The sequence below is a fragment of the Microbacterium rhizophilum genome, assembly GCF_039605615.1.
GTDB classification, from domain to species: Bacteria; Actinomycetota; Actinomycetes; order Actinomycetales; family Microbacteriaceae; genus Microbacterium; species Microbacterium rhizophilus.
This window is the reverse complement of sequence record NZ_JBCNUN010000007.1, coordinates 156,800-178,033: the sequence shown is the minus strand read 5'-3', so window position 1 is coordinate 178,033 and position 21,234 is coordinate 156,800. Positions and strand designations below refer to the sequence as shown.

16 protein-coding genes are annotated in these 21,234 nt (G+C 74.0%); 7 read left to right on the top strand and 9 right to left on the bottom strand.

Features of this window, described 5'->3' with window-relative positions:
• Nucleotides 1-9: 9 nt before the first annotated feature.
• Nucleotides 10-1,161, bottom strand: coding sequence for a flavodoxin-dependent (E)-4-hydroxy-3-methylbut-2-enyl-diphosphate synthase (gene ispG / locus AAD528_RS12680; RefSeq protein ID WP_345752440.1), 1,152 nt, complete (start codon nucleotides 1,159-1,161; stop codon nucleotides 10-12).
• A gap of 281 nt (nucleotides 1,162-1,442) precedes the next feature.
• Between ispG and AAD528_RS12675 the strand changes: the two genes are divergently transcribed.
• The gene (locus tag AAD528_RS12675; RefSeq protein ID WP_345752439.1) at nucleotides 1,443-3,392 is read left to right on the top strand and encodes an anthranilate synthase family protein; all 1,950 of its coding nucleotides are present in this window, start codon (nucleotides 1,443-1,445) and stop codon (nucleotides 3,390-3,392) included.
• Nucleotides 3,393-3,568: 176 nt separating this feature from the next.
• Here the strand turns inward: AAD528_RS12675 and AAD528_RS12670 are convergent, their stop codons facing one another.
• Together AAD528_RS12670 and AAD528_RS12665 are read right to left on the bottom strand one after the other, a co-directional pair.
• Nucleotides 3,569-4,489 (bottom strand): DMT family transporter, encoded by a 921-nt coding sequence (locus tag AAD528_RS12670; RefSeq protein WP_345752438.1) that lies wholly within the window; start codon nucleotides 4,487-4,489, stop codon nucleotides 3,569-3,571.
• 27 nt (nucleotides 4,490-4,516) lie between these two features.
• On the bottom strand, nucleotides 4,517-5,806 hold the full coding sequence (locus AAD528_RS12665) for a M50 family metallopeptidase (RefSeq protein ID WP_345752437.1): 1,290 nt from the start codon (nucleotides 5,804-5,806) through the stop codon (nucleotides 4,517-4,519).
• 63 nt (nucleotides 5,807-5,869) lie between these two features.
• Between AAD528_RS12665 and AAD528_RS12660 the strand changes: the two genes are divergently transcribed.
• The 3 genes from AAD528_RS12660 to AAD528_RS12650 all read left to right on the top strand — a co-directional run bounded on the left by AAD528_RS12660 (nucleotide 5,870) and on the right by AAD528_RS12650 (nucleotide 8,929).
• Nucleotides 5,870-6,439, top strand: a complete 570-nt coding sequence (locus AAD528_RS12660) for a hypothetical protein (protein ID WP_345752436.1) — start codon at nucleotides 5,870-5,872, stop codon at nucleotides 6,437-6,439.
• A gap of 116 nt (nucleotides 6,440-6,555) precedes the next feature.
• The gene (locus AAD528_RS12655) at nucleotides 6,556-7,230 is read left to right on the top strand and encodes a YcnI family protein (RefSeq protein WP_345752435.1); all 675 of its coding nucleotides are present in this window, start codon (nucleotides 6,556-6,558) and stop codon (nucleotides 7,228-7,230) included.
• 73 nt (nucleotides 7,231-7,303) lie between these two features.
• Entirely contained in the window at nucleotides 7,304-8,929 is a 1,626-nt protein-coding gene (locus tag AAD528_RS12650) for a Mur ligase family protein (RefSeq protein WP_345752434.1), read from the top strand.
• 281 nt (nucleotides 8,930-9,210) lie between these two features.
• On the opposite strand, the gene dxr is transcribed toward AAD528_RS12650, so the two are convergent.
• Together dxr and AAD528_RS12640 are read right to left on the bottom strand one after the other, a co-directional pair.
• Nucleotides 9,211-10,290 carry a 1-deoxy-D-xylulose-5-phosphate reductoisomerase gene (dxr, locus tag AAD528_RS12645; protein WP_345752433.1) on the bottom strand — a complete coding sequence of 360 codons (1,080 nt, stop codon included), beginning with the start codon at nucleotides 10,288-10,290 and terminating at the stop codon, nucleotides 9,211-9,213.
• A gap of 8 nt (nucleotides 10,291-10,298) precedes the next feature.
• Entirely contained in the window at nucleotides 10,299-11,261 is a 963-nt protein-coding gene (locus tag AAD528_RS12640) for an FKBP-type peptidyl-prolyl cis-trans isomerase (RefSeq protein ID WP_345752432.1), read from the bottom strand.
• Nucleotides 11,262-11,394: 133 nt separating this feature from the next.
• Here AAD528_RS12640 and AAD528_RS12635 point away from each other — a divergent pair, with 133 nt between their 5' ends.
• Nucleotides 11,395-12,183 carry a lysophospholipid acyltransferase family protein gene (locus AAD528_RS12635; protein WP_345752431.1) on the top strand — a complete coding sequence of 263 codons (789 nt, stop codon included), beginning with the start codon at nucleotides 11,395-11,397 and terminating at the stop codon, nucleotides 12,181-12,183.
• 30 nt (nucleotides 12,184-12,213) lie between these two features.
• Here AAD528_RS12635 and AAD528_RS12630 read toward each other — a convergent pair whose 3' ends face one another.
• On the bottom strand, nucleotides 12,214-12,684 hold the full coding sequence (locus tag AAD528_RS12630) for an OsmC family protein (protein ID WP_345752430.1): 471 nt from the start codon (nucleotides 12,682-12,684) through the stop codon (nucleotides 12,214-12,216).
• Between the two features lie 220 nt (nucleotides 12,685-12,904).
• On the opposite strand from AAD528_RS12630, the gene AAD528_RS12625 reads away from it, so the two are divergent.
• Both AAD528_RS12625 and AAD528_RS12620 read left to right on the top strand, forming a co-directional pair.
• Nucleotides 12,905-13,876, top strand: coding sequence for an asparaginase (locus tag AAD528_RS12625; protein ID WP_345752429.1), 972 nt, complete (start codon nucleotides 12,905-12,907; stop codon nucleotides 13,874-13,876).
• 20 nt (nucleotides 13,877-13,896) lie between these two features.
• The gene (locus tag AAD528_RS12620) at nucleotides 13,897-14,589 is read left to right on the top strand and encodes a nucleotidyltransferase domain-containing protein (RefSeq protein WP_345752428.1); all 693 of its coding nucleotides are present in this window, start codon (nucleotides 13,897-13,899) and stop codon (nucleotides 14,587-14,589) included.
• Nucleotides 14,590-14,612: 23 nt separating this feature from the next.
• Here AAD528_RS12620 and AAD528_RS12615 read toward each other — a convergent pair whose 3' ends face one another.
• The 3 genes from AAD528_RS12615 to AAD528_RS12605 form a co-directional block, all read right to left on the bottom strand.
• On the bottom strand, nucleotides 14,613-17,342 hold the full coding sequence (locus tag AAD528_RS12615; RefSeq protein ID WP_345752427.1) for a cation-translocating P-type ATPase: 2,730 nt from the start codon (nucleotides 17,340-17,342) through the stop codon (nucleotides 14,613-14,615).
• A 125-nt stretch (nucleotides 17,343-17,467) separates the two neighbouring features.
• The gene (locus tag AAD528_RS12610; protein WP_345752426.1) at nucleotides 17,468-20,251 is read right to left on the bottom strand and encodes an FtsK/SpoIIIE domain-containing protein; all 2,784 of its coding nucleotides are present in this window, start codon (nucleotides 20,249-20,251) and stop codon (nucleotides 17,468-17,470) included.
• Between the two features lie 57 nt (nucleotides 20,252-20,308).
• Nucleotides 20,309-21,220: a PP2C family protein-serine/threonine phosphatase gene (locus AAD528_RS12605; RefSeq protein ID WP_375339618.1), complete on the bottom strand. Its 912-nt coding sequence runs from the start codon at nucleotides 21,218-21,220 to the stop codon at nucleotides 20,309-20,311.
• Nucleotides 21,221-21,234 lie beyond the last annotated feature (14 nt).

Sequence of the window (21,234 nt, the reverse complement as noted above, 5' to 3'; positions counted from 1 at the left end):
CTCTTCTCGTCAGGCGGTGACGACCTGCGCGGTGCCGATCTGCGCGTCCGGGCCCATCTCGTCCGCGATGCGGCGAGCCTCCTGGATCAGCGTCTCGACGATCTCGGCCTCGGGGACGGTCTTGATGACCTCGCCCTTGACGAAGATCTGGCCCTTGCCGTTGCCCGACGCCACGCCGAGGTCGGCCTCGCGGGCCTCGCCCGGGCCGTTCACGACGCAGCCCATCACGGCCACGCGCAGCGGCACGGTGACGTCCTTGAGTCCCTCGGTGACGTTCTCGGCGAGCGAGTAGACGTCCACCTGGGCGCGTCCGCACGACGGGCACGAGACGATCTCGAGCTTGCGCTCTCGCAGGTTCAGCGACTGCAGGATCTGGTGGCCGACCTTGACCTCCTCGGCCGGCGGGGCCGAGAGGGAGACGCGGATGGTGTCCCCGATGCCCTCGCCGAGCAGGATGCCGAAGGCGGTCGCGCTCTTGATCGTGCCCTGGAACGCGGGGCCCGCCTCGGTCACGCCGAGATGCAGCGGCCAGTCGCCCCGCTCGGCGAGCTGGCGGTAGGCCTTGACCATCACGATCGGGTCGTTGTGCTTGACCGAGATCTTGAAGTCGTGGAAGTCGTGCTCCTCGAACAGGCTCGCCTCCCACACGGCCGACTCGACGAGCGCCTCGGGCGTCGCCTTGCCGTACTTCTCGAGAAGGCGGCGGTCGAGGGATCCGGCGTTCACGCCGATCCGGAGCGAGACGCCGGCGGCCTGCGCGGCCTTCGCGATCGCGCCGATCTGGTCGTCGAACTTGCGGATGTTGCCGGGGTTGACGCGCACCGCGGCGCAGCCGGCATCGATCGCCTGGAACACGTACTTCGGCTGGAAGTGGATGTCGGCGATGACCGGGATCTGGCTCTTCTTCGCGATGATGTGCAGCACATCCGCGTCGTCCTGGCTCGGCACCGCGACGCGCACGATCTCACAGCCGGACGCCGTGAGCTCGGCGATCTGCTGCAGCGTGGCGTTGATGTCCGTCGTCGGCGTCGTGGTCATCGACTGCACGCTGACGGGCGCGTCGCCTCCGACGAGCACCTTGCCCACCTTGATCTGGCGGGACTTGCGACGCGGGGCGAGCGTTTCGGGGACGCGGGGCATCCCGAGGTTCACGGCTGGCACGTGATCCAGGGTAGTCCGCACGGATGAACCGAGGCTGGACGCGATCATGCCCACAGGAATCTTCCGACGGGCTCGAATCTGTGCGAGCGCGTCAGCGCGAGCGTGCGGGCCCATGGCCCGCCACCTCATGCTCACGAATAGATGGTAGGTTTCCGGCATGCTCGCGAACCTCACCTCCTGGTGGCCCGCCTCCTAGGCGGTGCTTTCGCGAACCACGAGAACAGACCGCCGCTTGGCGGTCTTTCTGTATGTCAGGCCGCCGTACCGCTAGGAGACACCCGATGACCGGGACCGCCACCGCCGACCTGATCCACCGCCTCGCCGCCGACCCCGACGCCTCCTTCGCGCTCATCGCGCGCGCGGGCGCATCCGGGTCCGTCGAGGCCGTCGAGGTGCTCACCGGCCCCGTCCGCGATGTCGAGCTGCTCGCCGACATCCCCCTGCAGGACGACGAGGGCACCGCGCGCGAGGTGCTGGCGCTCGTGCCGTACCGCCAGGTGCGCGAGCGCGGCTTCGAGGCGCACGACGACGGCGCGCCCCTGCGCTGCCTGCTCGTCGACTCGCACGACCGCGTCGCCCTGGCCGACGCGATGGCCGCGCTGCCGTCCGACACCATCCCCCTGGCGGACGCGGGATTCGACATCCCGGACGAGGAGTACGCCGGCATCGTGCGCCGGGTCATCGCGGACGAGATCGGCCGCGGCGAGGGCGCGAACTTCGTGATCCGGCGCGATTACACGGCGGGCGTCGACGCGGACCCCCGGATCGCGGCGCTCACGTGGTTCCGGGCCCTGCTGCAGCACGAGCGCGGCGCGTACTGGACCTTCGCGGTCGTGACGCCGGGACACGTCGCGGTCGGCGCGAGCCCGGAGGCGCACATCACCGCGCAGGCGGGCGCGCCGGGCGAGCCCAGCGTGGTGACCATGAACCCCATCTCGGGCACGTTCCGCCACCCGGCGGGCGGCGCCACGGCCGAGACGCTCGCGGCGTTCCTCACCGACACCAAGGAGACCGAGGAGCTCTTCATGGTGGTGGACGAGGAGCTCAAGATGATGAGCGCCGTGTGCAGCGACGGCGGGCGGATCACCGGCCCGCACCTCAAGGAGATGTCGCGCCTCACGCACACCGAGTACATGCTGCGCGGCACGAGCCGGCTCGATCCCCGCGAGATCCTGCGCGAGACGATGTTCGCCCCGACCGTCACGGGCTCCCCCATGCAGAACGCGTGCGCCGTCATCCGGCGCCACGAGCTCACGCCGCGCGGCTACTACTCGGGCGTCGCGGCGCTGTTCACGCCCCGCGCCGACGGCGGGCACGACCTGGACGCGCCCATCCTGATCCGCACCGCGTACCTCGTGGACGGCCGGCTGCGGGTCCCGGCGGGCGCCACGCTCGTGCGGCACTCGAGCCCCGACGGCGAGGTGTCCGAGACCCACGGCAAGGCCGCGGGGGTGCTGGGCGCGATCGGCGCGGTGCCGCGCGACGTGCAGGCGCCGGATCCCGACGAGCCCACGCCCGAGCGCCGCCCGCTCGCGGAGGATCCGCAGATCGCCGAGCTGCTCGCGTCGCGCAACGCGCGGCTCGCGCCGTTCTGGCTCGAGCCGCAGGGCGCCGAGCCCGGCCCGCTCGCCGGCCGCACGGCGCTCGTCGTCGACGCCGAGGACCGCTTCACGACGATGCTCGCCCACCAGCTGCGCCATCTCGGCCTGGAGGTGCGGATCGCGCACTGGTCCGAGGCGACCGACGCCGACGTCGACGCCGCCGAGCTCGTCGTCTCCGGCCCCGGCCCCGGCGATCCGCGCGACGTCGCGAGCGGGCGCATCGCCCGCGTGCGCGAGATCGTGCGGCGCCGGCTCGACGCCGGTGCGCCGCTGCTCGCGGTGTGCCTGAGCCACCAGATCCTGGCCGACCGGATCGGCATCGGCCTCGCGCCCCTCGCCAGCCCGCACCAGGGCCTGCAGAAGACGGTCGACGTGTTCGGCGAGCCGGCCTCGATCGGCTTCTACAACACGTTCACGGCGCGCGTGATGCCCGGTGTGACGAAGCTCACGCCGAGCGAGACCCGCTGCGGCGACGTCGGCCTCGTGGAGCTCGCCGCCGAGCCCGCCACGGGCGACGTGTACGCCCTGCGCGGCCGCGGCTTCGCGTCGGTGCAGGGACACCTCGAGTCGATCCTGTCGCGCGACGGGATGCGCACGCTCGAGCGCCTCGTGACGCACAGTCTTTCCTAGGTCCCACACGCGCTTTCCTGGGTCTCGCACGCTGCGGGGCCGCGAGCGGCGCCCTGGCGAGCGAGGGCGCTGTCGCTTCGCTCCATCGCCGGCAGCGCTGCGCGCTGCGGGCCCCATCCGGGGCACGCTCGCTTCGCTCGCACGGCGGCACCGCTCGCAGGGTGGTACTGCGGCGGCTACCGGGCGAGCGGAAGCGCCGGTCCTTTCGGCCTCTCCTGGGCGAGCACGACGCCCGCGAGCACCAGCACGCCGCCGAGGATCTGCGGGGCCGTGAACGGCATGCCGAGCGCGACGGTGGCGATCGCGGTGAACACTGTGATCAGGTTGAGCGAGACGCCCGCCTGCGCGGGCGGCACGCGCTGCAGCGCGTAGTTCCACAGCACGTACGACGCGATCGACGGGAACACCGCGATGTAGGCGAGCGACCACCCGCCCGCCGCGGTCTCCGGCAGCCGCAGCCCCTGCGCCAGCACGAACGGCGTCAGGGCGAGCACGACGAAGGTCCCCTGGATCGCGACCGCCGAGATCGGCGGCAGCCGCGGGCCGGTGCGGCCGATGATCGTGTAGGCCGTCCAGGCGACGATCGCGCCGACCATGACCAGGCTGCCGATCTTCGGCGGGTGATCCAGGATCGTCAGCGGCTGCCCGCCGGAGATGATCCAGAACACGCCCGCGAAGGCGAGCAGGATTCCGCCGATGCCCCGCCAGCCGAGCCGGGCGCCCAGGAACAGCACCGCGGCGATCGCGATGAGGGCGGGATTGAAGGCGTTGATGAGCGACAGCTGGAACGGCGTCTCGGTGTCGAGCGCGGCATACAGCAGCAGGTTGTAGCCGGCCACGCCGATGAGCCCGAGCACCAGCAGGCGCGGCCAGGAGCGGAGGATGGCGCGCCAGTCCGGGCGCTCGACGACCTGGGCGATCACGAACAGCGGCACCACCGCGAGCAGCCAGCGCAGCCACGTGAGGCTGACCGGATCCGTCTCGGCGACCGCGATCACGCCGAGCAGGTAGTTCCCGGCCCACGAGAGCGTCGCGCCGACGAGCGCGAGGTAGCCGAAGGTGCGGCCCGCGGCGGGCGGGCGGGCGATCTCGGTCATCCCGCTCAGCCTACGGGGCGCTCCTCGTCAGCCGGCGAGGCTGATGGGGTTGAAGATGTCGGCGGCGAACAGCAGCGCACCCATGCCGATCATGAAGACCACGACCAGCAGCGCGACGGGGACGAAGCGCGTGGCGTCGGCCGGCGCCGGCTCGGGGGCGCCGCGCAGGCGCGCCCAGCCGCGCTTGATGCCGTCCCACAGGGCGATCGCGACGTGGCCGCCGTCGAGCGGCAGCAGCGGGATCAGGTTGAACACGAACAGCGCGATGTTGACCGAGCCGAGCAGCCCGACCATCGCGGCCACGCGATCCACGATCGGCGCCTCGGCGGCGGCGACCTCGCCCGCGAGCCGTCCGACGCCGACCACGCTCAGCGGGCCGTTCGGGTCGCGCTCCTGCCCCGTGAAGAGGTCGACGGCGGTTTCCCACAGCCGCACCGGCAGCTGCATGATGATGCCGCTCACCCGGCCGAGGCCGTCGGCCGTCGCCTGCGCGCCCGCCCAGATCGGCTCGTGCACGCGGTCGACCGCCGCGGTCATGCCCGCGAAGCCCACGCTCTGCGTCGAGACCTGGCCGTCCGCCCCCGCGATCCGGCGCTCGGCCAGCACCGGGGTGAGCGTCAGGCGCACGTCCGCGCCGTCGCGCTGCACCACGACGGGCAGCGCCCGGCCGGGGTTGGCCTGGACGATCTCGGCCGCCTCGGCGAACGTCGCCACCTCGCGGCCGTCGAGCGAGAGCAGCCGGTCGCCCGGGAGCAGCCCCGCGGCCCGCGCGGGCGAGGCAGGGTCGTCCGCGGCGCACTCCCCGGCGGTCGACCCGGCCGGCATCACGCACTCGGCGACCGTGTCGATCGTCGTCGTGGTCTGGTTCATCCCGATCCCGCTGTAGAGCACGGTGAACAGGATCAGCGCGAGCAGCAGGTTCATGAGGGGGCCGCCGAGCATGACGACGATGCGCTTCCACACCGGCAGGCGGTAGAAGGCCCGCGCGTCGTCGACGCCGACGAGGGTCTCGTCGTTCGCGTCGCGCGCATCCTGCACCAGCGTGGCGAGCATGCCGCGGGTGCGGACCTTCTGACGCACCGGCGCGTACATCCCGGCCATCGAGATGTAGCCGCCGATGGGCAGCAGCTTGACGCCGTACTCCGTCTCGCCGATCCGCCTGGACCAGATCACGGGGCCGAGGCCGACCATGTAGCGGCTCGTCTGCACACCGAAGCGCTTGGCCGGCACGAGGTGCCCGATCTCGTGCAGGGCGATCGACAGCGCCAGCCCGACCACGACGACGACCACACCGATGACGAACGCGAGCACAGCCACGCGTCAACGGTACTGCGCGCATCCTATGAATCCTGTGGCGGCGGCGCGGGTAGATTCGATGGCGTGACCACCCGGCAGCTGCGCGTCCTCCGCGGCGCGGTCGCGGCCGTGGTCGCGACGCTGCTGGCGGCGACATCGCACACGATCGCGGGCGGCCCCGCGCCGGCCCCCCTGCTCGTGGCGCTCATGATCGCGCTGCTGACGCCGGTCGCCGGCGGCCTGATCGGGCCGCGCCCGCACCTGCCGCGTCTCGCGACCGCCGTGATCGTGAGCCAGGCCGCGTTCCATGCCGCGTTCCAGCTGCTGGGCTCCCCGGCCGGCGCCCGGATCGCCGAGCACCACGGGCACGGCGCGACGCCGCTCCCGCTCCTGGCGGCCGCGCCCGAGAGCGCGGGCATGTACACGGGGCACGCCGTGGCGGCGCTGCTCACCGTCGTGCTGCTGTGGCGCGGCGAGCGGATCGTCCGCGCGATCGCCCGCGGGAGCCTCGCCGTGCTGCGCCGGATCGACGCGCCGCGGACCCCGCTGTCCGCGGCGATGCCGGCCCCGCAGGTCCTCGTCGCGCGACCCGTCGTCGCGCGGCTCCTCTCGCCGGTCTCCCGGCGCGGGCCCCCGGCGCCGCTCGGCGTCTGATCCGGCCGGCCCTTCGGGCGGGGCGATCCGGCGCACGCCGCCCCCATCTCTCTCGCGAGCCCCTGCGCGCGGATCCGTCGCGCGCGCTCGCATCCCGATCCTGGAGACAGACCGATATGCCATTCACCACCCGCACCCGCGTCGCCGCCGGCGTCGCCCTCGCCGCCGGCCTCGTGCTCGCGGCTCCCCTGGCCGCCAGCGCGCACGTCACGGTGACGCCGGATGCGCCGGTCGCCGGCGGCTACGACGTCCTGACGTTCGCGTTCGGCCACGGCTGCGACGGCTCCCCCACGACCGCGCTGCAGATCGACATGCCCGAGGGCCTCGACTCGGTGACCCCGACGATCGAGCCGGGCTGGACGATCGACGTCGAGCGCGACGAGGCGGACGGCCTCGTCACGCAGGTCACGTACACGGCGGACGAGCCGGTGCCGGACGATCGCCGCGCCGCGCTCGAGCTCGGCGTGAAGTACGCGGACGACGCGACGGGGACCCTCGCGTTCCCGGTCGAGCAGCTGTGCGCCGAGGGCTCCACGTCGTGGTCGGAGCTCGTGCCCGAGGGCGAGGATCCGCACGGCGTCGACCACCCGGCGCCGACCGTCGCGCTCGGCGCCGCCGCGGCCGGCGCCGGGCACGACGCCGCCGCCGCGCAAGACGAGGAGGCGCCCACCGCGTCGGCGACGGGCGCCGATCCGCTTCCGGTCGCGCTGGGTGCCGGCGGGCTGGTCGCGGGCCTCGCGGCGCTGGTCGTCGCGGTGCCGGCGTACCGCCGCTCCGCCCGCCGGGGCTGATCCGCCGGGCGGGGCGCCACGCCGCGCCCCGCCCGGCGGCCTGCCGCGACACACGTGAGAAACTGGACGCGCCATGACGAAGCCTGCCTCGAACATCCCCCCGGTCCTGCGTCCCGAGAACCCGCCGAAGCGGACCCTGACGGAACTCGCCGAGCGCTTCGGACGCGGCAGTCGCGGATCGCTCGAGGGGGTCGAGGTGCGCGGCGTCACGCTCGCCACCACCGACCTTCACCCCGGCGAGGTGTTCGTGGCCATCCACGGCCGCAACAAGCACGGCGCGGAGTTCGCACAGGCCGCGGCCGACGCCGGCGCGGCCGCGATCGTCACCGACGCGGAGGGCGCGGACATCGCGGAGCCCGTCGGCCTGCCGATCGTGATCGTCGACGACCCGCGCGGCGTGCTCGGCGCGCTGGCCGCCTGGGTCTTCGGCACGGAACCCGGCGCCGACAGCGGACTGCCGATCCTGTTCGGCACGACCGGCACGGACGGCAAGACGAGCATCACGCACATCCTGGACGGCATCCTCGGCCAGCTCGGCGTCGTGTCCGGCCTGTCGTCGTCGGCCCTGCGCGTGGTCGCGGGCGACGCCGTCATGGCGCGCCTGACCACCCCCGAGGCGTACGAGATGCACGCCCTGCTGGCCGTGATGCGCGAGCACCACGTCGAGGCCGCCGCGCTCGAGGTCAGCGTGCAGGCGATCATGCGCCACCGCGTCGACGCGATCGTGTTCGACGTGACGATGTTCACGAATCTGTCGCACGACCACATGGACGACTTCTCGGGGATGGACGAGTACCTCGAGGCGAAGCTGCCGCTGTTCCGCGCGGACCGCGCGCGCCGCGCGGTCGTGTCGCTCGACACTCCTGCGGGTGCTGAGGTCGTCGCGCGCGCCGAGGTGCCGGTCGTGACGATCGCCACACCCGCGATCGCGGTGGATCAGGATCTCGCCGCGACCGCCGAGTGGACCGTCACGGTGCTCGAGGAGACGCTGGACGGCACCGGCTTCACCCTGACGAACAACGAGGACGGCCGCACCCTCACGTCGTTCGTGCCCGTGATCGGCCCGCACATGGCGGCCAACGCGGGCGCGGCGATCGTGATGCTGCTCGAGGCCGGGTACCCGTGGGAGCGGATCGCCTCGGCTCTCGACCGCGACGGCGGCATCCGGGCCCACCTGCCCGGTCGCGCCGAGCGCATCCACGGCGAGGGCGGCCCCGCCGTCTACGTGGACTTCGGGCACACGCCCGTCGGCATCCAGAAGACGCTCGAGGCCATGCGCAGGGTCACCACGGGCAAGCTGGTCGTGATGATGGGCGCCGATGGCGACCGGGACACCACCAAGCGCTTCGCGATGGGCAAGGCCGCGGCCGACTACGGCGACGTGGTGATCATCACCGACCACAACCCGCGGTGGGAGGACCCGGCCAACGTCCGCCGCATGCTGCTGGAGGGCGCCCGCTCCGTCAAGCCCGAGCAGGACGCGTACGAGATCGTGCCGCCCGAGCAGGCCATCGTCGACGCCGTGAAGCTCGTGGGCCCCGGTGACGCCATCATGTGGTTCGGCCCCGGCCATCAGGACCACCGCGACGTGCAGGGCGTCCGCCTGTTCTACTCGGGCCGCGAGCTCGCGCGCCGCGCGCTGATCGACGCGGGCTGGCCCGTGGGCGAGCGCAACTGGAACGACCCGTACGCGGACTGATCTCCCGCTTCGCGGCGTGGCGTGAACGCGATCGTGGGTTCGGCCGGTGTTCCTCTCCCGCTTCGCGGGGCAGCGCAGTGAGTGTCATCGATCGCTCGCCCGACGCTACGCGCCGGGACTCGTGATCGAAGGCTGTCGCTGCGCTCCATCCCGCGAATCTCGCGTTGTCGAGATGGTCGGCAGTCGCTGACGCTCCACGCTCACTTCGTTCGCACAGGGGCACAGGCGACCCCCGTTTCGTCGGGCGAGCAGGGCGGGATGGCAGCACCGCCGCGGGCGGGTCAGCTCCCGATGATCCTGTCCGCCTCCGCGCGGGCCCAGGCCTCGGCGTCGGCGAGGGACTCGCGCGTGAGTTCCGTCGGAGCGTCGTGCGCGTCCACCACGCGGCGCACGGTGTCGACGATGCCGGGGAACGGCAGCCGCCCCTCGTGGAACGCGTCGACGGCCTGCTCGTTCGCGGCGTTGTAGACGCCCGGGAACGTCCGTCCCGCCTGACCCACCCGCTTCGCGAGCGCCACGGCGGGGAACGCCTCCTCGTCGAGCGGTTCGAACGTCCAGGACGACGCGGTCGTCCAGTCGAGCGGCCTGCCGACACCCGCGACGCGGTGCGGCCAGTCCAGGCCGAGCGAGATCGGCAGCCGCATGTCCGGCGGCGACGCCTGCGCGATCGTGGACCCGTCCACGAACTCGACCATCGAGTGGACGATCGACTGCGGATGCACGACCACGTCGATCCGGTCGTACGGCACGTCGAACAGCAGGTGCGCCTCGATCACCTCGAGGCCCTTGTTGACGAGCGTCGCCGAGTTGGTGGTGACGACGCGCCCCATGTCCCACGTCGGGTGCGCGAGCGCCTCGGCCGGCGTGACGTCCGCGAGCGAGTCGCGCGAGCGGCCGCGGAACGGACCGCCCGAGGCGGTCAGGACGAGCCGGCGCACCTCGGCGGCGGCGCCCGAGCGCAGCGCCTGCGCGAGCGCGGAGTGCTCCGAGTCGACCGGCACGATCTGCCCGGGCCGGGCGAGGCGCTTCACGAGATCGCCGCCGACGATGAGCGACTCCTTGTTCGCGAGCGCCAGCGTGCGCCCGCTCTCGAGCGCGGCGAGCGTGGGGCCGAGCCCGACGGATCCGGTGATCCCGTTGACCACGACGTCCGCGTCGACCTCGCGCACCAGGCGCTCGGCGTCGACGGCGCCCAGCGCGGTCGCCGCGACGCCGAACTCCGCGGCCTGCGCCGCGAGCGCCGCGGCGTTCGACCCCGCCGACAGCCCCACGACCTCGAAGCGCTCCGGGTTGGCCCGGATCACGTCGAGCGCCTGGGTGCCGATGGATCCGGTGGACCCGAGGATGACGACGCGGCGCATCGCGGCGGTTACTGGGCCGGCTGCGCGGAGTGCGCCGCGGCGAGGATGTCGATGACGAACGTCAGCGTCTCCTTCTCGAGCTCGTGCCCGGCCTGCGCGCCGTACGCGTCGGCGGGCGGCATCGTGACGAGCACCTGCGAGCCGACCTTCTGACCCTCGAGCGCCTTCTGGAAGCCGGCGACCACGCCCTGCGTGCTCATCGGCGCCGCGGCGCCGCGCGACCAGCTCGAGTCGAAGACGGACCCGTCCGACCACTTCACGCCCGTGTACTGCACGAGCACGCCGTCGCCGGACTCGACCGTGGCGCCGTCGCCCTGCTTGAGCGTCGTGACCTGCGTCTCGGCCGGCGGCTCGGCATCCGGAAGCGTGATCGTCGGCTCGCCGTTCTCGGCGAGCTCGACCGTCGGCTGGCCCTCGACGGGCTCCTGCGGCTCGCCCCACGCGGTCGCGGGCGTGTCGTTGCCGAGCAGGTCCAGCACGTAGATCGCCGCCGGCTGCTGCTCACCCGATCCGGGGACGGTCGCGACGATGCGCGAGCCGATCGTGGCGCAGCCGAACAGCTGCGCCGTGCCGCTGTTCATCGCGACGGGCTCCGGGAGCGCGGGGGCGTCGTCGAAGCCCATGCTCTGCAGCTCCTCGCCGGAGGCGGCGTCGAACACGGCGAGGGCGTAGTCGATGTTCTGACCGAGTTCGATCTTCTCGCCGTCGCCCTCCACGACCACGGCGCGCTCCGGCGTCGTGATCTCCAGCGGGCCGTCCAGCGAGATGGTCGGCTTCGAGCCGGGCTCGCCGTCGACCGTGACAGCCTCGGCCGAGGCGCCGCTCGGAAGCGCCGCGCCGCACAGGTCGGTCGGCGCGGCCGACGCGCTCGCGTCCGGGCTCGACTCCGGTGCCGGTTCGCCCGAGCAGCCCGCGAGGGCGACCGCGGCGAGCGCGAGCGTGGACAGAAGGGCTGCGGGACGAAGACGCACGAAGATACCTCGATCGTTTGTGGGGGTCGTCCCATCCTGCCTCATCGCGGTGACGAACACCCTGGACGACAGCGGCGAAAGGCGCTCTCGGGTCATGCCTCGTGAGGAATAGGGGGCGCGTTACGCTCGGACGATGACCTCTGCGGACTCCGTGGCTCCGGGACCCGACGAGACGCCCGCCGCCGGCGACGAGCCGCGCCGGCCCAGCCGGTTCTACGACTTCGGACGCCGCGCGCTCTCGCCTCTCGCCCGGGCCATCTACCGTCCGCGCGTCGAGGGCAAGGCGAACATCCCGCCGGAGGGCGCGGTCATCTTCGCGAGCAACCACCTCTCCTTCATCGACTCGATCGCGATCCCCGTCGCGATCGCGCCGCGCCCCGTGCGCTTCCTGGCGAAGTCGTCGTACTTCGAGGGCACGGGCGTCAAGGGCTGGCTGTCCAGGACCCTGTTCACCGCGGTCGGAGCCGTGCCCGTGCGCCGCGGGGCGGGTCAGGCGGCGCTCGACGCGCTGGAGCAGCAGCGCCAGATCCTCGCGACCGGGGCCGCCGTGGCGCTGTATCCCGAGGGCACGCGCTCGCTCGACGGACGCCTGTACAAGGGACGCACGGGCGTCGCGTTCCTCGCGCTGCAGACCGGGGCGCCGGTGGTTCCGGTCGGGCTGATCGGCACCGACCGGGTGATGCCCGTGGGCGCGCGGTTCCCGAGCCTGCGCGAGCGCGTGACCGTGCGATTCGGAGAGCCGCTCGACCTCGCGCACCACGGTGCGGCTTCCTCCGGCCGGGCCCGGCGCACGGCCACCGACGAGATCATGGCCGCGATCCACGCCCTCTCGGGTCAGGAGCTCGCGGACGCGTTCAACGAGTCCCCCGCGCAGTCGCCGATCGAGAAGATCCGCCGCGCGCTCCCCCACGAGAGGCGCTGATCCGCGGGCGGACCAGCCGCCCCCTCGCCGCTAGCCCACCGACACGGTGGCCTCGTGCATCACCGGGAAGTTCACCGAGCGGGCGATGAAGCACCACTCGTGGGCCGTCTTGTGGGCCGCCTCGGCGGCCTCGATCATGGACGCGTCCGCGACCGTCACGCGCGGGTGCAGCACGACCTCCTCGAACTGCGCGCTGCCCTTGCCGTCCTCGCGCAGCAGGCCCGTGGCCTCGTCCACGTAGGACGTCACGACGACGCCGGCCTGCACGCAGGCGTGCAGGTACGACAGCAGGTGGCACTCGGACAGGGCGGCGACGAGCAGGTCCTCGGGGTTCCAGCGTTCCGGATCGCCGCGGAACGGCTTGTCGGACGACGCCAGCAGCGCGGGCTTGCCGTCGATCTCGAGCGTGACGTCGCGCGAGTAGTCGCGATAGCCGGACGTCCCCGTCCCGCGATTGCCGGTCCAGGTCGAGGTCAGGGCGTAGCGGTGCTCTCCGTGCATGCGCCCCAGTCTTCCAGGGCACACGCGGGTCGGCGCCGTCTGTCGGCTTTGCCACTGTGCGAGCGCGCTCAGCGCGCGAGTGCGCGGGCGCGAGTGCGCCCGCCGCCTCACGCCCTCGATGGAGCGCGGCGACAGCGCACGCGGACGCGAGCGGCACCCCGAAGGGGTGCCCGAGCGGATGCGTCCGGCGTGAGAGTCTAGAAATGTGGAGACTTTCAGCGTGCAGGATTCCGCGGAGCTCGCGGTGGTCGAGCGGGGCGGCTTCGTGGAGTCGCGTCATGCGGGATCCGCGATCGTCCTCGCCCCGGGCGGCGAGGTCGTGGCCCACCTCGGGAGCCCGGACGCGCTGATCCTGCCGCGCTCGTCGCTCAAGCCGCTGCAGGCCGTCGCGGTCGTCACGGCCGGCGCGGCACTCGAGGGCGAACGGCTGGCGCTCGCGACCGCGAGCCATGCCGGCACCGACCGCCACGCCGCCGTGGTGCGGGACATGCTCTCGGCCGCCGGCCTCACCGAGGACCACCTCGGCTGCCCGCCGAGCCGCCCGACCGACGGCGCCACGCGCGACGCGCTGGTGCGCGAGCACCTGGAGCCCGCCGCGATCCGCCACAACTGCTCGGGCAAGCACGCCGCGATGCTGACGGCGTGCGTCGCCACCGGCTGGGACGTGAGCGGCTACCTCGACCCCGCCCATCCGCTGCAGGTGCACATCCGCGAGGTCGTGGAGCGCCTCACGGGCGAGAAGATCGCCGCGACCGTGACCGACGGCTGCGGCGCCCCCGTGCACGCGCTCACCCTGGTGGGCCTGGCCCGCGGGATCCAGCGCGTCGGCACCTCGTCGGAGCGGTCGCCGTTCGCGCTGCACCGCGTCGCGGGCGCGCTCGTGCGCGCCGTGCGCGAGAACCCCTGGACGATCGACGGTCCGGGCGGCTCGGACACGCTGGCGATCGAGCGCTTCGGCGTCTTCTCGAAGCTCGGGGCGGAGGGCGTGCAGATCATGGTCGCCCCTGACGGCACGACCGTCGCGCTCAAGACGCTCGACGGATCCCTCCGCGCCGCACCCCTGGTCGCGCTGCAGCTGCTCGCGAACGCCGGCGCCGTGCCGGCGAGCGAGGTCGCCGACTTCGCGGCGCACCCGCTGTTCGCGGTGCAGGGCGGCGGCCGCGAGGTCGGCCGGATCCGCGCGACCGTCTGAGGTCCCCTACGGTCGCATCCATGGATCACGACGCGATCGCCCGCCGATTCCTCCAGGCGCGGTTCGCCGCGGCCGACACGGCGCTGCTCGCCGGCAGCACGGCGCGCGGCGAGCGCACCGCCTCGAGCGACATCGACCTGCTCGTGATCGGCCCCGCGGCGATGTTCGACGCCGGCGAGGACTCGCGCGCCGCGACGTACGCGTTCGAGGGCGAGGTGTTCGAGGTGTTCGCGTACACGCCCGAGGCGTTCGCCCGCTGGGCGGAACGCGACCTGGCGGCGCATCGCCCGCTCCTGCTCAACATGCTGATCGAGGGGCGCCCCGTGCGGTCGGGATCACTGCTGGAACCGCTGCGCGCCCGCTGGCGCGCGGTGCGGGATGCCGGACCGCGGGTCGATCCGCACGAGCTGGACCTGCGCCGGTACATCGTCACGGACGTGCTCGACGACCTGCGCGACGCAGCCGACCCGCTCGAGCGGCACGTCCTCGCCGCGCTCCTGTTCGATCGGCTCGGGCAGCTCCTGCTGCTGCGGCACGGGCGCTGGATCGCGACGGGCAAGCACCTCCCGCGCGGGCTGCGCGCGTGGGATCCGGATCGCACGGCGCGCCTCGCCGATCCCCTCCTGGCGGGCGATCACACCGCGTTCGCCGTGGCCGCCGCGGCGGAGCTCGAGCTCCTCGGCGGCCGCCTGCAGGCGGACTTCGTGCGCTGACGCCCACGCCGGGACCGCGTCTCTCAGACGACGCTCCCCGGCAGCCGGCGCCACACGTACTTGACGACCTCGATGATCAGGAACAGCCCGATCATGCAGCCGACCGGGATCAGCCACGCCTGCAGCGGGATCGGCGCGGAGTCGAACAGGTCGTTCATGAACGGCACGTACGAGTAGAGCGCCTGCAGGCCCAGCAGCGCCGCCGCCGACCACCACACGACCGGATTTCCGGTCACGGCGTCGAGGCTGAGGCTCGAGTGGGACAGAATGCGGCAGTTGAACAGGAACGCGAGCTGGCCGAGGGCGAGCATGAGCACGGCCTCCGTGCGGGCGAGCTCGATCGGCTCGCCGCGCCCGAGCGATCCGTAGAACACCGCGAGCGTCACTCCCCCGATCAGGAGCGAGACCACCAGCACCAGGATCAGCTCGCGCACGGAGATGATGGATCCGCCGGGCTGCCGCGGCGGGCGGGTCATGATGCCGCGCTCGGCCGGCTCGTACGCGAGCGACAGCGACAGCGTGACGGCCGTGATCATGTTGACCCACAGCACCTGCACGGGGGTCAGCGGCAGCGTGAGCCCGCCCACGATCGCGATCAGGATCACGAGCGACTGGGCGCCGTTGGTCGGCAGCAGGAACACGATCGACTTGCGCAGGTTGTCGTAGATCCGCCGGCCCTCCCGGATGGCGGAGCGGATCGTGGCGAAGTTGTCGTCGGCGAGCACGATCTCGGCGGCCTCCTTGGTCGCCTCCGTGCCCTTGATGCCCATCGCGATGCCGACGCTCGCGCGCGTCAGCGCGGGGGCGTCGTTGACGCCGTCGCCCGTCATCGCGACGACCTCGTGGTGCGACTGCAGGGCGCGGACGATCCGGATCTTGTGCTCGGGGCTCGTGCGCGCGTACACGTCGACGTCGCGCACGACCGCGGCCAGCTGATCCTGGCTCATCGCCTCCAGCTCCGCCCCGGTCAGGACAGGCGCGTCGGGCTCGGACACGATGCCGACCTCGCGCGCGATGGCGACGGCGGTGCCGGCGTGATCGCCCGTGATCATCTTCACCCGCACGCCCGCCGTGTGGCAGTCGGCGACCGCGGCGATTACCTCGGGGCGCGGCGGGTCGACGATGCCGAACAGGCCCACCAGCTCCAGGTCGCGCAGCTCGTCCAGCGCGAGGTCGCCCACACGGGGCGGGGCCGCGTGGCGCGCCGCCGCCAGCACGCGCAGGCCCTGTCCGCTCAGCTCGTCGATCACGGCCTCCCACCGCGCGGGGTCGAGCGGCTCGCTGCCTACGGTGCCGCGCTGCGTCGCCGCCCGCTCGAGGAGGCGGTCGGGCGCGCCCTTGACCAGCAGCAGCCGGTCGCCGTCGGAGAGCTCCTCGACCGTCGCCATCAGCTTGTTCGCGGAGTCGAACGGCAGCACGCCCACGCGGGTGCTGCCCTCGCGGGCGACGCCGCCCTTCAGGGCCACGGTCTTCAGCGCGCCCTCCGTCGGCTCGCCCACGAGCTGCCACCGGTCGCCGTCCCGCACGAGATGCGCGTCGTTGCAGAGCGCGGCGACCGTGAGCAGCGCGCGCACGTCGCCGCCCGAGCCGTCGCCGCCGTCGCCCGCTCGCGCGATGCCGCCGACGGGGCTGTAGCCGAGGCCCGACACGTCGTAGTCCGCGACGGGGGTCACGAGGCGGCGGACCGTCATCTCGTTGGTCGTGAGCGTGCCGGTCTTGTCGGAGCACACGGTGGTGACCGATCCGAGGGTCTCCACCGCGGGCAGCTTGCGGGTGATGGCCTTGCGCCGCGCCATCTGCTGCACGCCGAGCGCGAGGGTGATCGTCACGAGCGCCGGCAGGCCCTCCGGGATCGCGGCGACCGCGAAGCCGATCGTCGCGGAGACGAGCTCGTCGAACGGCATGCCGTGCACGAACCGGCCGATCAGCAGCATCAGAGCCGCCATGCCCAGGATCACCAGGGTCAGCGCCCGCCCGAAAGCCGCGAGCTGCTTGGTGAGCGGGGTGTCGAGCGAGCCCGCCTCGCCGACGAGCGCCTGGATCTTGCCGATCTCGGTGCCCGCGCCGGTGCCGGTGACGACGGCCCGCGCCTGCCCCGCCGACACGATCGTCCCCGAGAACACCATCGACGCGCGGTCGCCGACGCCGGCGTCGGAGGCCACCGGCTCGACGGACTTGGACGACGGCACCGACTCCCCGGTGAGCGCCGCCTCGTCCACGCGCAGCTGCGATGCGAGGATCAGGCGCATGTCGGCGGGCACCTTGTCGCCCGGCGCGAGCCGCACGACGTCGCCGGGCACGAGCTCGGCCGCCGGGATCACGCGCCAGGCGCCGTCGCGGCGCACCTGGGCGGTGGAGGAGAGCATGCCGCGGATGCCCGCGAGTGCCTTCTCGGCCCGCCCTTCCTGCACGTAGCCGATCACGGCGTTGATCGTCGCGACGACGATGATCACCCAGAAGTCGAGCCAGTCGGCCATGACCGCCTTGACCGCCGCCGCAGCGAGCAGGATGTAGATCAGCGTGTCGTGGAAGTGGCCGAGGAACCGCAGGACGGCGGGCTTGCGCTTGGCCTCGGGGAGCTGATTCGGGCCGTGCTCGGCGGCGCGTGCGGCCGCTTCCGCATCGGACAGGCCGGTCGGCCGCGTCCCCAGCGCGTCGACGACGTCCTCGGCCGGGAGAGCCCACGGCGTGGCGTCCGCTCCCGTCGTCTCCGGGGCGCTCACGCTCCCCGCGGCTCCGTCGCTGGCATCCATGTCGAATCGACCCTTCCGACAGGGCCGGCGCGCCGACCGCTCCCGCGCGTGCTCTCGCCGTCATCTTGACCAGTGGCCCCTCGCGCTGTCAACCGGTGACGCCGTCCCCGCCGCGAGGGCCGCGCTCACGGCAGGATGATCCGTTCGGGCGGGAGCCCGTCGCGCACGAGCCAGGCCCGCGACGCCCGCGTCCGGGCGAACGGGGGCAGCTCCCGCTCCCCCGCGAGCGTCCGCAGCTCGACCGCGCAGTCGGCGCCGACGACCAGCGGCGCGGACGCCCGCAGCTCCTGCAGCAGGGACCACTGGCGCTGCCACGCGTCGCCGTCGCCGACGAGGACGAGCCGCTCCCCCGCGCGGTCGAGCGCGGCCGGTCTCGTGACGGGCGCGAGGTCGTCCACCACCAGCACGCGCACGTCGCCCGGCCAGGCGTCCGCCAGCTGCTCGCCGCGGCGTCGGGCCGCGCGCAGCACCATTCCCGTGACGGGCGCGTCCGGCGCCCAGCGCACCGGATCCGCCGGCTCGACCGCGCGAGGAGGCGCCGCGAGCACGAACTGCACCTCGAGGCCGTCGAGCACCGCACGGCCCGGCGGGCGGTGCGGATCGAACGACGCGCTGTCGCCCCCGGCGGCCGCGTGCTCGGCGCGGCCCGGCAGCGCGAGCAGGGCGCGCCGCGGCAGCAGGTCGGCGAAGCGCATCACGGCGCCCGTCAGCCGCGCGGCGGTGACCACGACCGTCGTGCCGGTCTCGCCCGCGTCGCGTACGAGCGCCTCGAGCCGCTCGGCCGCCGCCTGCGCGTACTCGGCCGGGAAGCGCGCGAGCATCGCATCGACGTCGTCGATCACCACGAGCCCCGGCCGCACCCGATCGATCATCTCGAGCGCGTCCCACGCGCCCTCCGCATCCCGCGGAACGATCACGGCATCCGGTCGCGCCGCCGCGACCAGCCCCGCGACCGAGGAGCGCCCGGTCCCGCCGCCCCCGACCACCACGAGCCCGCGGTCGACGCCCGGGCGCAGCAGCACCGCCGACTGCCGCTGGGCCGAGGGCTCGTCGGCGACGCCGAGCAGGATGGTCCCGTCCGGCGGCTCCCCGACGAGCGCCGCGGCGTCGGCCGTCGTGAGCCGCGGCGGCAGCGGCGGCAGCCAGGGGCCCGGTCGACGCGGCCGCCCGGCGAACCGCGCGGCGGCCGCGGCCGTGTCCGCGGGGGCCGAGAGCGCGATGCGGGTGAGACGCGCGCGGCCGTCGCCCGCCCGCCGGATCCAGGCGAGCCCCCGCCCCTCGGCCCCGCCCGCGAGCAGCGCGGCCTCGTCGGTGCCGAGCAGCGCACGGCTCTCGGCCGCCTCGGCCATCCGCAGGCCGATCCGCAGCGGACTGTTGGCCACGAGCGCGTCGCGGAGGACCCCGCCCGCGCGCTGGGTGCCGAGCACGAGGTGCATGCCGAGCGCACGTCCGCGCGCGGCGATGTCGGTGAACAGCGCGTGCAGGTCGGGGTGCTCCTGCAGCAGGGCGGCGAACTCGTCCACGACGATCACGAGCCGGGGCAGCCCGGCCCGCGGGTCCGAGACGTCGCGCGCGCCCGCCGCCGCGAGCGCGGCCTCGCGAGAGCGGAGCTCGGCGCGCAGGCTCTCGACCGCCCGCCGGGCGCCGCCGCCGTCGAGATCGGTGATGACGCCGGCCACGTGCGGCAGGCCGGCGAGCGGCGCGAACGCCGTGCCCCCCTTGAAGTCGGCGAGCAGGAACTGCACGCGCTCCGGAGGAAGCGTCGCGGCGAGCGAGGTCACCCACGTCACGAGCAGCTCGCTCTTGCCGCTGCCCGTCACGCCGACGGCGACGGCGTGCGGTCCGTCCGCCACGAGGTCCAGCGACACCGGCTCGGCGCCCTCGACGCCGATGACCGCGCCGAGCGCGCCCAGCGACTCGCGCGCGTCCGCGCCGCCGAGCAGCTCCCCGAGCGCCACGGCGCCGCCGCCCGGCCGCGGCGTGCGTGCGCCGGATGCCGCGCCGCGGGCGGCGAGCTGCCGCGCGAGGACCGCGGCCTGCGCGGCGGAGACCGCCTCGACGGCGATGTCGGCCGGCTCGCCGCCGAAGGTCAGCCGGCCGCGCGCCGGGGCGCCCTCCACCTCGAGCAGTGCGCCGCACTCGGGCGGCGCCTGGCCCCCGCGTTCGGCGACCGCGATCACCACGTCCGCGGGCGGCACGGCCGCGCCTGCCGCCACCAGTGCGACGCGGATCGCGGCGTCCGCCGTCGGCGCCCAGTGCGGCAGCGCCTCGGCCCAGGCCCGCTCGCCGTCGGGCGCCGCCACGAGCGCCAGCTCGCCGGCGGGCCGCGCCAGGCACAGCTGCAGCACGAGCGCGCGGGCGACCGCGCGCGCCGGAACCGCGTCGCCCTGCACCGCCACGCCGGTGCGGATCGGCACGGTCACGGGCGCGTCGTCGAGCCCCGCCGCGTGCGCGCGCAGCGCGCGGGCCGCGTCGCCGTCGCCGCCCGACACCCGCACCGCGCTGGGGACGCGGCCGCGCCCGACCACGATCTCGTCCGCCCCGCTGCGCCACTGCCGCCGCGCGTCCGCGACGAGCGCCGCGACGTCCGGGCGCTCCCGCCAGCGCGTCGCGCGCTCGGCCTCGTGCCGTCGGTCGACCTGCTCGCGCGCGCGGCGCAGCGCCTCGGCGCTCTCGCGCTGCTCCTCTCGCCGGCGACGGCGGCCCGTGCGCGCGCCGTCGACCAGCGTGCCCGCCGCCATGAGCGGCCCGAGCGCCGCGAAGCACAGCGCGATGAGCGATCCGGTCACCGCCCAGATCGCGATGGACGCGACGACCGGGACGATCGCGGCGACGATCGGGAACGGGCCGCGTCGCGGGGGCGGCAGCGGCGCCGGCAGCATGATGGGTTCGTCGAGCGGCGTGGGCATGCGCCCAGTCCAGCCGCCCGACGGGCTCGGCGAGCGCGCGCGACGCCCGCCCGGGGACTACCGCTCCGGATCGTCCTCTGTGGACGAGCCCGCGGCATCGTGCGTCGCGGTCTCCTCCGACGCCGGAACGTCGTCGTCGGCCGCGATCGGGGCCTCGGCCGTCCGCACGGCGTCCTCGTCGACCGGCTGCTGGCCGGGCACCGCGACGTTCAGCACGACGATCGTGATGTTGTCGCGGCCGCCGTTCTCGAGCGCCGCCTCGAGCATCGCGTCGACCGCGGCCTCGGGGTCGGCGTGCAGGCGCAGGAAGTGCAGGATGCCGTAGTCCGTGAGCTCCTTCGTGAGCCCGTCGGAGCAGATCACGAACCGGTCGCCGTCGCGCACGTCGAGGCGCACGTAGTCCGGCACGGCGCCCTCGCTCGGGCCCACCGCGCGCGTGATCACATTGCCGTAGGGGTGGTTCTCGGCCTCCTCGGGGCTGAGGCGCCCCGCCGCGACGAGCTCCTGCACGAGCGAGTGGTCGGTCGTGACCTGGGCGAGCGCGTCATCGCGCTGGATGTACACGCGCGAGTCGCCGATGTTGAGCGCGACCCAGTGCGCATCCTGGTCGGTGATGTCGAGATACACGCCCGTGACGGTCGTGCCGGTGCCCTCGTCCGTCGTCTCGGGGTGATCCCCGATGTCGCGCACGGCCTTGACCAGGGCCTTCTCGATGGCCTCGGGCGACACCGGTCCCTTGCCGACCATGCGCTGCAGCCGGTCGATCGTGCTCGCGCTGGCGATCTCGCCGCCGATGTGGCCGCCCATGCCGTCCGCGACGACGAACAGCGGATACGCCGTGAGCAGCGCGTCCTGGTTGATGTCGCGCTTGCGGCCGCGATGGGTCACTCCCGCCCACGTGAGGATCGCGTCGAGGCCCGTGGGCAGTGCCACAGTCTGCGACTGCGTCGTCGTAGGGGCATCGGACACGGGCAGGACCTCCG